The sequence below is a fragment of the Pseudomonas tritici genome (genome assembly GCF_014268275.3).
GTDB classification, from domain to species: domain Bacteria; phylum Pseudomonadota; class Gammaproteobacteria; order Pseudomonadales; family Pseudomonadaceae; genus Aquipseudomonas; species Aquipseudomonas tritici.
In genome coordinates this window covers 5,946,363-5,959,493 of the sequence record NZ_CP077084.1, presented here as the reverse complement: position 1 = coordinate 5,959,493, position 13,131 = coordinate 5,946,363, and the positions used below count along the sequence as shown (strand labels likewise).

Genomic DNA, 13,131 nt, shown 5'->3' with positions numbered 1-13,131 from the left:
TGTACCAGTGAAAATCTGACGCCTACAGGGGGCGTCGTATCCAGTACAGGGATGGTCGTATCCAGTGTCGGTGACGTCGCTTACAGATTTTTCACGAGGCAAAACTGCAGTTTTTGCCCATCTGCACCGTTAAAAACGGCCAAAACCAGTGATCGTACGCAAGCGACGCTCGTGAGCATGAGTGCGTCGGTGTGAGACGCCGTGACGGCCAGTAAAAGCTTGATGATGCCGCCATCTGGGCGATCTGAGCGTAGCAGCTCCTTGGTGTCCGGCCTGCTCACCTGCGGAGTTCCACGTTAATGGCTATCAGCGTTTTCGACCTGTTCAAGATCGGCATCGGGCCTTCGAGTTCTCACACCGTCGGCCCCATGCGCGCCGCGGCGTTGTTCGTCCAGGCATTACGTGGACGTGAACTGTTGGAACAGGTTCGCCGCGTCGAAGTTCAGCTGTACGGATCCTTGTCGGCCACCGGCATCGGTCACGGCAGCGATACTGCGACCATCATGGGCCTGATGGGCGAATGGCCGGACGCAATTGATCCGTCGCAAATCGGCGGCCGTATCCACACCCTGCGCGAGACCGACACCCTGTTGCTGGACGGGCGTTTGCCGGTGCCGTTTGTGTGGGCGCGGGACATGCGCCTGCTCGACGAAAACCTGCCGTTCCATCCCAACGCCATGACCCTGGTGGTGCACGGCGATAACGGCGAACTGCACCGCGATACCTACTATTCAGTAGGTGGCGGTTTTGTGGTGGATGAAGCCCAGGCGCAAAGCGGCGTGGCCGATATGGACCGTACCGAGTTGCCTTACGACTTTTCCAGCGCGGTGGAGCTGCTGCAGTTGTGCAAGACCCACAACCTGCGCGTTGCCGAGTTGATGCTGGCTAACGAAAAAGTTTGGCGCTCTGAAGAAGAAATCCGCAGCGGCCTGATGAAACTCTGGCGCGCCATGCAGGATTGCGTGGAGCAGGGCCTCAAGCACGAAGGCATCCTGCCTGGCGGCCTGAACGTGCGGCGACGCGCCGCCAAGTTGCATCGCAGCCTGCAAGAGTTGGGTAAGCCGAACGTGATCGGCTCGACCTTGAGCGCCATGGAGTGGGTGAACCTGTTCGCCCTGGCGGTGAACGAGGAAAACGCCGCCGGTGGGCGCATGGTCACCGCCCCCACCAACGGCGCGGCGGGGATCATCCCGGCGGTGCTGCACTACTTTATGAAGTTCAGCGAGGAAGTTACCGAAGCCAACGTGGTCGACTACCTGCTCGGCGCGGCGGCGGTGGGGATCCTGTGCAAGAAGAACGCCTCGATCTCCGGTGCCGAAGTGGGCTGCCAGGGCGAAGTAGGCTCGGCCTGCGCGATGGCCGCCGCCGGGCTGGCGGAGATCCTCGGCGCCACGCCGGAGCAACTGTGCAACGCGGCCGAAATCGGCCTGGAACATAACCTCGGCCTCACCTGCGACCCAGTGGGCGGGCTGGTGCAAGTGCCGTGCATCGAGCGCAATGCGATTGCCGCGGTGAAGGCGATCAACGCCGCGCAGATGGCGCTGCGCGGTGATGGGCAGCACTTTATCTCGCTGGACCGGGTGATCCGCACCATGCGCGATACCGGAGCGGATATGCATGACAAGTACAAAGAGACGTCGCGGGGTGGGTTGGCGGTGAGTGCTGTGGAGTGTTGATGGTTTTGTAGTGAGCGGGCTTGTCGAATCGTCGCACCGCCCGCGCTGGGTGGCGAAGCCGCCCCAATAAAGGCACCACATAGTGTCAGTTAATACCGAGTCGCCTGATTTTAGGGCGGCTTCGCCACCCAGCGCGGGGCAAGCCCGCTCACTACAAGTGAACACCCGAACCAAAAACGCCACCTTTTAGCGCGTCGCAAACAGATAAGTAGCCTCCAAACGATTCCGCGCCTGACCACCTGTCACCCGTGCTTGTGGTGACAGACGTTTCCCACACCCGCAAAGCGCCTTCCCACAAGTGCTACCGAACTGCTCACAGCCCTTGAGCAGGTTCGCTCCTACGACTAATTCCGGCTATATCCGTACGTGCTGCGCGGGCTTATTTAGACGCGTCATGAGGTCGTTTTTAGGAGTTATTGGACGGCCATTCAATTTTAGGCATGGCATTTGCTCTATCCATTCAAAGCCTCTCGCTCCGTTTTTTACAGGCAGGGATGAAGAGCGCCATAACAAGAGCCTCGCCTGAGGCCATCACCCGCTTTGTGTGAGGAGATACCGCGATGACGTCGTTCAACTCAGGGGCCCAACCCCAGAACCGTGCGCCTCAATCCATCGGCTTTTTGCTGCTGGACAATTTCACGCTGATTTCCCTGGCGTCCGCAGTCGAACCCCTGCGCATGGCCAACCAGCTCTCCGGCCGCGAGCTGTATCGCTGGACGACCCTGAGTGTCGACGGAAACCAGGTGTGGGCCAGCGACGGTCTGCAAATCACGCCCGACGCCTCCATGCACAAAGCCCCGGCCCTGGACACGGTGATCGTCTGCGGCGGCGTGGGTATCCAGCGCACGGTTACCCGTGAGCATGTGTCGTGGCTGCAAAGCCAGGCGCGCCAGTCCCGGCGCCTGGGCGCGGTGTGCACTGGCAGTTGGGCCCTGGCCTGCGCCGGTCTGCTCGACGGCTTTGATTGCAGCGTGCACTGGGAATGCCTGGCCTCGATGCAGGAAGCCTTCCCCCGCGTGGCCATGAGCACACGCCTGTTCACCCTCGACCGCAACCGTTTCACCAGCTCCGGCGGCACCGCGCCGCTGGACATGATGCTGCACCTGATCAGCCGCGACCACGGCCGTGAACTGTCGGCCGCGATCTCGGAAATGTTTGTCTACGAACGCATTCGCAACGAACAGGATCACCAGCGTGTGCCACTCAAGCACATGCTGGGCACCAACCAGCCGAAGCTGCAGGAAATTGTCGCGCTGATGGAAGCCAACCTGGAAGAACCGATCGACCTGGACGAACTGGCGGTATACGTCGCCGTGTCCCGTCGCCAGTTGGAGCGGTTGTTCCAGAAGTACCTGCACTGCTCTCCGTCGCGCTACTACCTCAAGCTGCGCCTGATTCGCGCACGGCAGTTGCTCAAGCAAACGCCGATGTCGATCATCGAAGTGGCGTCGGTATGCGGGTTTGTATCCACGCCGCACTTCTCCAAGTGCTACCGCGAATACTTCGGCATTCCGCCACGGGATGAGCGCGTTGGCTCCAACACCACCCAACAGGTGGCGATGATGCCGATTCCGCAGGCATTGGTGTTGTCACCGTTGTCGGGGCCGATGTCGGCGTTGAGCCAGGCCAGGAACGAGTCGACTTTCGCCAGCGTAAGGCTCTAGACCGAGTCGCCTGCATTCGCGAGCAAGCCCGCTCCCACATTTTGATTTGTGAACACAGTCAAATGTGGGAGCTGGCTTGCCTGCGATAGCGAACTATCAGGTGCCCGAGTTCTGCTTGAACTGCACCAAAGCCGGCAACAACTGCTTGTCGATCGCCTGCCGCACCGCCGGCAAGATCGTCGCGCTGCCGGTGTACATCTGCTCAACCATGCCCTTGAGTGCCTTGGCCCGCGCCGGGCTCAAGCCGCGCACCGCACACTCGCAGGCCTGCTCGGCGGTGGCACCACTGGACACTTCGAAACCCAGCGAGCGCAGTTGGCCCAGCAGGTCATCCTGGTCAATCAAATCCGCGTGCATCATGACGTTTAATCCTGGTGAGTGAAGCGGGGTTCGACCTTGATTCTGGTAGTCGCTCAAACAGTCGGCAAGGGCAGAATGCGCGAATGCCTCGTATGGCTATGAATGTGTCGTTTTCGGGTCATGCAGCGAAGGCACTTACCGGCACACTGAACCCAGGCACACAGCTTGACGGTTTGGTCACCCTCGAGATGTACCGCTCACACAAGGCACTTGCGCCCCGATCCAGTCACGGCTGGTCGGGGCTTTTTTATCGGCCCGGCAAACCGATGACGCGGCCGAGCAGGGCAGGCCTGGGCAGCTCGCCCTGTGCCGCGATGAGGGATGAGAGCCGCGCCAGCGTGGCCTCGGTGAACGGCGTCGAGCGCGGACCGGCGAGGTCGACATGCAGCAACATCTGTTCGTTGCCGGCCAGCTCTTTCTCATCCCCGGCTGAATGCAGGCTGTGATAGAGGTGCAGGCGCTTGGCGTCGTGGGCGATCAGTTGCGTGCGTACCTCGACGTCGGCGCCGAGCTTCACTTCGTGCAGGTAGTTCAGGTGCAACTCCAGGGTGAACAGTGAGTGACCGCTGGCTTCGCGGTTTTCACTGGTAAGCCCCAGGGTGTCCATCAGCGCGTCGGTGGCGTAGCTGAAGATCAGCAAGTAGAACGCATCGCGCAGGTGGCCGTTGTAATCCACCCAGTCAGGCTGGATTTTGGTCGTGTAGGTCATCAGAGCAGGCATCACATAAATTCCGAAGATGTACGCGGTCAAAAATGTGGGAGCTGGCTTGCCTGCGATAGCGGTGGTGAGGCTTACATCGCTATCGCAGGCAAGCCAGCTCCCACATTGGTTATTCGGCGAAGCTCATGCCGTGCTTGGCCTTAGTGGTTTTCACCGCGTCCAGCACCGCCAGCAGGCAATCATCACGATAGCGCTCCAGCGCAGAAATGCTGTGTTTACCCAGCTGATCGCTGGTGCCATCGACCACATCGTCAATCAGCTTGTCGGTCAGTTCCGGCGCCGGTAGGTAAGTCCACGGCAGTTGCAACGCCGGGCCGAACTGCGCCATGAAGTGCCGCATGCCGGCATCGCCACCCGCCAGGGTGTAGGTCAGGAAGGTGCCCATGAACGACCATCGTAGCCCCGCGCCAAAGCGGATGGCGTCATCGATTTCGCCCGTGGTGGCCACGCCGTCATTGACCAGGTGCAGCGCCTCACGCCACAGCGCTTCCAGCAGGCGGTCGGCGATAAACCCAGGCACTTCCTTGCGCACATGCAAGGGCCGCATGCCGAGGGATTCATACACCTTGATTGCCGCCTGAACGGCCTCAGGCGCAGTGTTCTTGCCGCCGACGACTTCCACCAGCGGCAACAGGTAAACCGGGTTGAACGGGTGGCCGACCACGCAACGCTCAGGGTGAGTCGAGCTCTCGTAGAACTCGCTTGGCAACAGGCCGGAGGTACTCGAACCAATCAACGCATTCGGCTTGGCTGCCGCGCTGATCTTGCTGTGTAACGCCAGCTTCAGCTCCAGGCGTTCCGGGGCGCTTTCCTGGATGAAGTCGGCGTCTTTCACGCACACTTCGATAGTGTCGACAAAGCGCAGGCGGTCCTGGGACGCGCCCGGTGCCAGGCCTTGTTTCTCAAGGGCGCCCCAGGCGTTGGCGACGCGCTTGCGCAGGGCGGCTTCGGCACCGGGCGCCGGGTCCCAGGCGATTACATCCAGGCCGTGGGCCAGGGCGCGGGACACCCAGCCGCTGCCGATAACGCCGCTGCCGAGGGCGGCGAAGGTTTTGATGTCAGTGATAAAACGCATGGGAAATTCCTAAAGAGTTCGGTGATCACCTGTGGGAGCTGGCTTGCCTGCGATAGCGGTGTGTCAGTTGATGTATTTGACGGCTGACGTACCGCAATCGCGGGCAAGCCCGGCTCCCACAGGGTTTTGTGGTGTTTGGGAGTCAGCCGCGTTTGGTCAGGCCCATCTTGATTCGGCCCTCCGCCGGGGTCATGACCCGAGCACCCAACCGGCTGAGGATTTCACTCGCGCGCTCCACCAGTTGCCCGTTGGTGGCGAGCACGCCTTTGTCCAGCCACAGGTTGTCTTCCAGGCCTACCCTCACGTTGCCGCCCAGCAGCACCGCTTGCGCGGCCATTGGCATTTGCATGCGACCGATGCCGAAACCGGCCCACACCGCGTCGGCGGGCAGGTTGTCGACCATGGCTTTCATGGTGGTGGTGTCGGCCGGCGCGCCCCAGGGAATGCCCAGGCACAGCTGGAACAGGGGGTTGTCGAGCAGGCCTTCCTTGATCATCTGTTTGGCAAACCACAGGTGACCGGTGTCGAAAATTTCCAGTTCGGGCTTAACGCCCAGCTCTTGGATGCGCTTGGCGCCAGCCCTTAGTTGCGCCGGGGTGGACACGTAAATGGTGTCGCCATCGCCGAAGTTCAGGGTGCCGCAGTCCAGGGTGCAGATTTCCGGCAGCAGCTCTTCCACATGGGCCAGGCGGGTCAGCGGGCCGACCAGGTCGGTGTTGGGGCCGAACTCCATCGGGTGCTCGCCGCCGCCGATCTCCAGGTCGCCGCCCATGCCGGCGGTGAGGTTGACGATGATGTCGATGTCGGCCTCACGGATGCGTTCCATCACTTCGCGGTACAGGGCCACGTCACGGCTGAACTTGCCGGTCTCGGGGTCGCGCACGTGGCAGTGGACCACGGTGGCGCCGGCCTTGGCGGCTTCCACCGCAGCGGCGGCGATTTGTTTAGGGGTGACCGGCACGTGCGGGCTTCTGCTGGTCGTGTCGCCAGCACCGGTGAGTGCGCAGGTGATGATGACGTCATGGTTCATGGGGCGGTTCCTTACAGGCGTAGTGGTGCCGTTCGCAGCCGCTTGTAGCTGCGAAACGGTAATTGAATAGGGGTTACTTGCTGGTCAATTGCAGGTTGGCCGCAGCCGGTTTGCCATCGAAGGTGGTCACACCTTCCAGCCAACGAGCCTGGTCTTGCGGGTGATCCTTGAGCCACTGTTTGGCGGATTCGAGGGCGTCCTTGTGATCCAGCAACGGCTGCATCATCCGGCTCTCGTCGGCGGCGGTGAAGGTGAGGTTGGTCAGCAGTTTGTGCACGTTGGGGCACTGCTCGGCGTAGGTGGGTGCGGTCACGGTCCACACGGTCGCCATGCCTTCGTTCGGGCCCAGGGCGTCGTCGCTGCCGGTGAGGTAAGTCATGGCGACGTTGACGTTCATCGGGTGCGGCGCCCAGCCAAAGAACACCACGGCCTCCTTGCGGCGTACCGCCCGGTCGACGGCGGCGAGCATGCCGGCTTCACTGGATTCCACCAGTTGGAACTTGCCCAGGCCGAACTGGTTCTTGGCGATCATTGCCTTGATCTGCGTGTTGGCGCCTGAGCCGGGCTCGATGCCGTAGATCTTGCCGCCCAGCTCTTTTTCGAATTTGGCGATGTCGGCGAAGGTTTTCAGGCCCTTGTCCGCCAGGTAGGTCGGCACGGCGAGGGTGGCGCGCGCGTCTTCCAGGCTCGGTTTGTCGAGGACCTTGACCTGCTTGGCGTCGACGAATGGGGTGATGGTCTGGGTCATCAGCGGGTTCCAGTAGCCCAGGAACATATCCAGGCGCTGGTCGCGGATGCCGGCAAAGATGATTTGCTGAGAGGCGCTGGTCTGTTTGGTCTTGTAGCCGAGGCCGTCGAGCAACACTTGGGTCATGGCGCTGGTGGCGATTACGTCGGTCCAGTTCACCACACCCATGCGCACGTTCTGGCAGGACGCCGCATCGGCGGCCATTACGTGGGTGCTCAAGATGGCGCTGGCGCTGAGTGCGAGCACGCAGCGGCGGATCAGTCGGTTCATGGTGGATCCCTCGGCAGGTCGTTATTGTGGGGGCCGGCGTCTTTGTGCGCCGTGGGATCACGTTACGTAGCTTTGGGGGCGACAAAACGCACGGCGGCGACCCGCTCTTGCACTGCAGCGACCTGTGCTCTTGAATGGCCCGTTGAACTGGCGTATCACAGTGAGCACGCTGCCCGTACTACGAGAGCGCCACCATGTCCCAGGATTTCTACTTTCTGCTGATGCCGGGTTTTTCGGCCATCGGGTTTATCTCCGCGCTGGAGCCGCTGCGAGTGGCCAACCGCTTTCGCGGCGAGTTGTACCGCTGGCACATATTGAGCGCGGACGGCGGCGCGGTGCTGGCGAGCAATGGCATGTCGGTCAACGCCGACGCCGCGTTGGAACCGCTGAAAAAAGGCGCGACGTTGTTGGTGGTGGCGGGCTTTGAACCCTTGCAGTTCGCCACGCCCGCGCTGGAACACTGGCTGCGCCGCCTCGACCATGACGGCGTGACCCTCGGCGCCATCGACACCGGCGCCTGCGTGCTCGCCGAAGCAGGTTTGCTCGACGGTCACCGCCTGACGCTGCACTGGGAAGCCATCGACGCGTTCAAGGAATCCTACCCGCAGCTCACAGTGACCCAGGAACTCTTCGAAATCGACCGTCGCCGTATCACCTGCGCCGGCGGCACCGCGTCCATCGACCTGATGCTCGACCTGATCGCCCAGGCTCATGGCTCGGAGCTGGCGATCCAGGTTTCCGAACAATTCGTGCTCGGCCGTATCCGCCCACGCAAAGACCACCAGCGCATGCAGATCGCCACGCGCTACGGCATCAACAACAAAAAACTGGTGCAAGTGATCGGCGAGATGGAGCAACACACCGAGCCGCCCCTGAGCACATTGGCGCTGGCCGACGCGATCAACGTAACGCGGCGTCAGCTGGAGCGCCTGTTTCGCCTGCATTTGAACGACACCCCGAGCAACTTCTACCTCGGCCTGCGCCTGGAAAAAGCCCGGCAGTTGCTGCGCCAGAGCGATCTGAGTGTGCTGGAAGTGAGTATTGCCTGCGGGTTTGAATCACCGTCGTATTTCACGCGGAGTTATCGGGCACGGTTTGCGAAATGCCCAAGGGAGGATCGGCGACGGGAGGTGGTTTGACGGCTGATTATAGTCAATTATACTCGTGACTATAATTTATAGCCCTTTCCATAATTGAGTATAAAAGCATGTCCAAGAACAGCGGCTTTGTGTTCCGCCGCCCCGACCTGGCAAGCAGCATTGCCGATGGCCTAGTGGGGGCTGGTATTCAGGATTTCACCTCTGGCCTGTTTCTCGCGGCGCCGCGTCGCACGGGCAAAAGTACTTTTTTGCGTGAGGACCTTGTACCTGAATGCCAGGCGCGTGGTTGGCTGGCGGTGTATGTCGACCTGTGGGCCGACAAGGAAAAAGACCCCGCCGACCTGATCTCCAGCGCCATTGCCGGTGCCCTGGTGCCCTTTGAAAAGGGCATCCGCAAACTGGCCAAGAATATCGGCATTGAAAAGCTCAGCTTCCTACGCACCTTGTCCTGGGATTTCACCAAGCCGCAATTGCCTGCAGGCGCGACACTGACGCAAGCGCTGGAGCTGCTTCACAGCGCTGCCGAGAAAACCGTCGTGCTGGTGATCGACGAAGCCCAGCACGCGCTCACCACCGAAGCGGGTGTTAACGCGATGTTTGCCCTCAAGGCCGCCCGAGACCAGCTCAACCAAGGTCGTGAAGGCGAGGGCAGCGGGTTGCGCCTGGTGTTCACGGGGTCAAATCGCGACAAGCTTGCCCATCTGGTATTAGGTAAAAGCCAGCCGTTCTTCGGGTCCAGCATCACGCCATTTCCACTGCTGGGCAAAGCATTCACACAGGCCTACACCGTGTACCTCAACGGCCTTCTGGCCAAGACCAACCAGTTCAATGCGGCCGACATCGATGAAGCGTTCGAGCTGGTGGGCCGTCGCCCGGAAATGTTGCGCACCATTATTGGTGAAGTGGCATTGGAACTGGGGGAGGCGAGCAATCTCGGCCAACTGCTGCACAGTCGCGCCGAACTGCTGCGCGCCGGCGTTTGGACCGAATTCGAAAGTGCCTGGAACGCCCTCACCATTCCCCAGCGTGCGGTGCTGGAAGTGATGGTGGAGCGCTCCCAGAACAACGAACCGTTCGCGCCGTTTACCGACAGCACCATCACGGCCGTCAGCAAGGCGTTGGAAGACATGGGCAGCGACGTAGTGCCGGGCACCCAGACCATTCAGGCCTGTATCGAGGCCTTGCGCGATAAAGAGCTGGTATGGAAGTCGAGCCGGGGGGGCTATGCGCTGGAAGACAAATCCTTCGGGGATTGGCTGCAGCACCGGCGCCGTACAGCTGCCTGAAGAACACAGAGATCAAATGTGGATTTTTAGTGTGGCTTACTTCTTGACCAGTGCCGAACACGCCGCCTTGTACGCCTCATACTGATATTTGTTCAGCGTCACCGGCAAGTCAAAGGTGTGCTTCTTGTTCTGTGCATTGATGGTCTGCGGCGACAACAGCGTCACCTCAACACCGTCCAGCAACTGAAATACCCCTTCAATCTTGAACGTGGTCGGGCCACCGGCGAATTCGCCTTTCTTGCTGCGCTTCTTGATCGCGATACGTTCGATAGCATTTGACTGCACAAACGCCTTCACCTGAGCGGCGAAGGCTTTGACGTTGGCCGCTTCATCGTCGTCTTCAAGGGCGATTTTTTTCGTGGCCAGAGCGATGTGAGTCAACACCTGGTTGTCCAGGGCGGCGACGGCGATGATGGCTTCGCTGCCTTTGATTTCGATGCCGCAGATAGTCATGTTCAAGCCTATGGGGATGAGAGGGTGTCAGTAATGCCGATCTTCTTCTTTGTGCTGGTAGATCCGGTGCACCGTCCAGAACATTAGCATCAAGCATAAAATCATCAGGCCAGCACTTGCGCTCATGATGTAGAAATTGGGCGAGCTCGATTTGAGGTTTGCCTTGATGTTATGCACTGTCGGAAACCACTTCGAATACACCACTGGCACCGGGCCGCCCACTACGTAGCCTGGGTCGTCAACGTAGCTGCTGTTGTTCACCATGCCTTCTTCGCGTTGGCCGTCATGGGTGAACGTGTAATAAACGTTGGTGCTAGAGGCTCGGGGGCCAACACTTTCAAGCTGGGTGATCTGCCCCATTGTTTCTACGGGCGCCGCTTTGATCAAGGCGTAGGGTGCGCCCCGGTCCTTGGACAGAAATAGCATCAGGCAGAGTACGAGCATGAAGAAAAACAGCAGCGTGGCGCGCGTGAACAGGAAGTCCCGTTGCGCTTCGCGTGGGTAGTACATGTGAAGTCCTTTTCAAGGGTGTTAAACGATAAAGCCTGCTTATTCCTGCCCAATCGACTCCAAAAACTCCGACCGCTCATCACTCATCCGCGCCAGGCAGTCATTCTGCGCAATCGCGTACGCCTTGGTGCCGTTCACCGCCGGAAAGGTGTCCACGGCGCAATCGGCGTCGCGTAACTTTTCCCACTTCTGTTGGGCATCCTTCAGACGAGCGGTAATGTCCGCCAGCTTGGTCTTGTCGCTGCCGTAGGTCGAAGCCATGCGTTCCAACAGGCCCTGATAGTTATCCTTGAGCAACTGATCGGCGGTGGTTTTATTGTAAGTGGCGCATTCCAGGGTTTGCTTGTCGTTTTCGATGCCGTCGCACGGCGTGCTGTCGGTGTCTTCGGCGGCGTGGACGCCGGTTGCGATGAGTGCCAAAGCCAGGAAAATCGATTTCATTGCGCCGTCTCATATCAGGTAATGGCTGAATTCTGGCCCAAGCGTAAGACAAATAACAGCCGCCAGTCAGACACCTCTTAACAGCCTTTGTCGTGGATTGACGCTTTCGGCAATTCCCCTGTCGTTTTTGCACCCGGCTCTGTCGGCCCCTGGGCATATGCTGGCCCCAAAGCGCCGGCAGACGATTCGGCGCATGAATCGCCAATAAGGGGACGCCTGATGAGCCCAGCCGAATTGCACGCCGACAGCATCGTTATCGACGGGTTGATTATTGCCAAGTGGAACCGCGACCTGTTCGAGGACATGCGCAAAGGTGGCCTCACCGCTGCCAACTGCACGGTGTCGGTGTGGGAAGGCTTCCAGGCCACCATTAACAACATCGTGGCCAGCCAGACCCTGATCCGTGAGAACAGCGACCTGGTGATACCGGTGAAAACCACCGCCGATATCCGCAAAGCCAAGGAGCAGGGCAAGACCGGCATCATCTTCGGCTTCCAGAACGCCCATGCCTTTGAAGACCAGCTTGGCTATGTGGAAATCTTCAAGCAGCTCGGCGTCGGCGTAGTGCAGATGTGCTACAACACCCAGAACCTGGTGGGCACCGGTTGCTACGAGCGCGATGGCGGCCTGTCGGGCTTTGGTCGCGAAATCGTGGCCGAGATGAACCGCGTCGGGATCATGTGCGACCTGTCCCACGTGGGCTCCAAGACCAGCGAAGAAGTCATCCTCGAATCGAAAAAGCCGGTGTGCTACTCCCACTGCCTGCCGTCGGGCCTTAAAGAGCACCCGCGCAACAAGTCCGATGAAGAACTCAAGTTCATTGCCGACCACGGTGGTTTTGTCGGCGTGACCATGTTCGCGCCATTCCTGGCCAAGGGCATCGATTCGACCATCGACGATTACGCCGAAGCCATCGAATACACCATGAACATCGTCGGCGAAGACGCCATCGGCATCGGCACCGACTTCACCCAGGGCCATGGCCAGGATTTCTTCGAAATGCTGACCCATGACAAGGGTTACGCGCGCCGCCTGACCAGCTTCGGCAAGATCATCAACCCGCTGGGCATCCGCACTGTGGGCGAGTTTCCCAACCTCACCGAGACCCTGCTCAAGCGCGGTCACCCTGAGCGTGTGGTGCGCAAGATCATGGGTGAGAACTGGGTCAACGTCCTCAAGGACGTCTGGGGCGAATAAGCCACCGCACTGTCGCGGAACATCAACACAACGAATTTTCTGGAGTTAAGTTTCCATGGCCAAGATCGCCCCGCAATTGCCTATCGAAGTCGACAGCGAAACCGGTGTCTGGACCTCCGACGCCCTGCCGATGCTGTACGTGCCACGCCATTTCTTCGTCAACAACCACATGGGTATCGAAGAAGTCCTCGGCGCTGACGCCTACGCCGACATCCTTTACAAAGCCGGCTACAAGTCCGCCTGGCACTGGTGTGAAAAAGAAGCCGAATGCCACGGCCTGGAAGGCGTCGCAGTGTTCGAACACTACATGAAGCGCCTGTCGCAGCGTGGCTGGGGCCTGTTCAAGATCCAGGACATCGACCTCGACAAAGGCACTGCCAGCGTCACGCTTGAACACTCGGCGTTTGTCTACGTGTACGGCAAGGTCGGGCGCAAGGTCGACTACATGTTCACCGGCTGGTTTGCCGGTGCCATGGACCAGATTCTGCAGGCGCGTGGCAGCCAAATCCGTACCGTCGCCGAACAAGTCTACGGAGGCTCCGAAGAGGGCCACGATGACGGCCTGTTCACCGTCAAGCCGTTGTAAGCCGAGGACCGTGC

14 protein-coding genes are annotated in these 13,131 nt (G+C 60.2%); 6 read left to right on the top strand and 8 right to left on the bottom strand.

The annotated features are described in order from the left end of the window. Window positions 1-299 precede the first annotated feature (299 nt). Together HU722_RS27385 and gbdR are read left to right on the top strand one after the other, a co-directional pair. On the top strand, window positions 300-1,676 hold the full coding sequence (locus tag HU722_RS27385) for an L-serine ammonia-lyase (protein ID WP_065871873.1): 1,377 nt from the start codon (window positions 300-302) through the stop codon (window positions 1,674-1,676). 560 nt (window positions 1,677-2,236) lie between these two features. Next, on the top strand, window positions 2,237-3,340 hold the full coding sequence (gene gbdR, locus HU722_RS27380; RefSeq protein ID WP_005792167.1) for a choline metabolism transcriptional regulator GbdR: 1,104 nt from the start codon (window positions 2,237-2,239) through the stop codon (window positions 3,338-3,340). Between the two features lie 96 nt (window positions 3,341-3,436). On the opposite strand, the gene HU722_RS27375 is transcribed toward gbdR, so the two are convergent. The 5 genes from HU722_RS27375 to HU722_RS27355 all read right to left on the bottom strand — a co-directional run bounded on the left by HU722_RS27375 (window position 3,437) and on the right by HU722_RS27355 (window position 7,544). Continuing rightward, entirely contained in the window at window positions 3,437-3,700 is a 264-nt protein-coding gene (locus tag HU722_RS27375) for a hypothetical protein (RefSeq protein WP_065871872.1), read from the bottom strand. Window positions 3,701-3,947: 247 nt separating this feature from the next. After that, window positions 3,948-4,421, bottom strand: coding sequence for a thioesterase family protein (locus tag HU722_RS27370; RefSeq protein WP_065871871.1), 474 nt, complete (start codon window positions 4,419-4,421; stop codon window positions 3,948-3,950). A gap of 109 nt (window positions 4,422-4,530) precedes the next feature. Further along, the gene (locus tag HU722_RS27365; protein ID WP_065891361.1) at window positions 4,531-5,496 is read right to left on the bottom strand and encodes an L-carnitine dehydrogenase; all 966 of its coding nucleotides are present in this window, start codon (window positions 5,494-5,496) and stop codon (window positions 4,531-4,533) included. Between the two features lie 142 nt (window positions 5,497-5,638). Next, window positions 5,639-6,526, bottom strand: coding sequence for a 3-dehydrocarnitine:acetyl-CoA trimethylamine transferase CdhC (cdhC, locus tag HU722_RS27360; protein ID WP_065871869.1), 888 nt, complete (start codon window positions 6,524-6,526; stop codon window positions 5,639-5,641). A gap of 73 nt (window positions 6,527-6,599) precedes the next feature. Continuing rightward, window positions 6,600-7,544 (bottom strand): choline ABC transporter substrate-binding protein, encoded by a 945-nt coding sequence (locus HU722_RS27355; protein ID WP_065871868.1) that lies wholly within the window; start codon window positions 7,542-7,544, stop codon window positions 6,600-6,602. 194 nt (window positions 7,545-7,738) lie between these two features. Between HU722_RS27355 and HU722_RS27350 the strand changes: the two genes are divergently transcribed. Together HU722_RS27350 and HU722_RS27345 are read left to right on the top strand one after the other, a co-directional pair. Continuing rightward, the gene (locus HU722_RS27350) at window positions 7,739-8,683 is read left to right on the top strand and encodes a GlxA family transcriptional regulator (RefSeq protein ID WP_065871867.1); all 945 of its coding nucleotides are present in this window, start codon (window positions 7,739-7,741) and stop codon (window positions 8,681-8,683) included. Window positions 8,684-8,751: 68 nt separating this feature from the next. Next, window positions 8,752-9,930: an ATP-binding protein gene (locus tag HU722_RS27345; protein ID WP_065871866.1), complete on the top strand. Its 1,179-nt coding sequence runs from the start codon at window positions 8,752-8,754 to the stop codon at window positions 9,928-9,930. A 36-nt stretch (window positions 9,931-9,966) separates the two neighbouring features. On the opposite strand, the gene HU722_RS27340 is transcribed toward HU722_RS27345, so the two are convergent. The 3 genes from HU722_RS27340 to HU722_RS27330 are packed head-to-tail and all read right to left on the bottom strand — an operon-like array spanning window position 9,967 to window position 11,334. After that, window positions 9,967-10,383: a DUF3010 family protein gene (locus HU722_RS27340; protein ID WP_065871865.1), complete on the bottom strand. Its 417-nt coding sequence runs from the start codon at window positions 10,381-10,383 to the stop codon at window positions 9,967-9,969. Window positions 10,384-10,410: 27 nt separating this feature from the next. Then, the gene (locus HU722_RS27335; protein WP_065871864.1) at window positions 10,411-10,893 is read right to left on the bottom strand and encodes a hypothetical protein; all 483 of its coding nucleotides are present in this window, start codon (window positions 10,891-10,893) and stop codon (window positions 10,411-10,413) included. A 39-nt stretch (window positions 10,894-10,932) separates the two neighbouring features. Next, window positions 10,933-11,334, bottom strand: coding sequence for a lysozyme inhibitor LprI family protein (locus HU722_RS27330; RefSeq protein ID WP_065871863.1), 402 nt, complete (start codon window positions 11,332-11,334; stop codon window positions 10,933-10,935). Between the two features lie 219 nt (window positions 11,335-11,553). Between HU722_RS27330 and HU722_RS27325 the strand changes: the two genes are divergently transcribed. Together HU722_RS27325 and HU722_RS27320 are read left to right on the top strand one after the other, a co-directional pair. Further along, window positions 11,554-12,531: a dipeptidase gene (locus tag HU722_RS27325; RefSeq protein ID WP_010207105.1), complete on the top strand. Its 978-nt coding sequence runs from the start codon at window positions 11,554-11,556 to the stop codon at window positions 12,529-12,531. A gap of 55 nt (window positions 12,532-12,586) precedes the next feature. Then, entirely contained in the window at window positions 12,587-13,117 is a 531-nt protein-coding gene (locus tag HU722_RS27320) for a DUF5943 domain-containing protein (RefSeq protein WP_065871862.1), read from the top strand. Window positions 13,118-13,131: the final 14 nt, after the last annotated feature.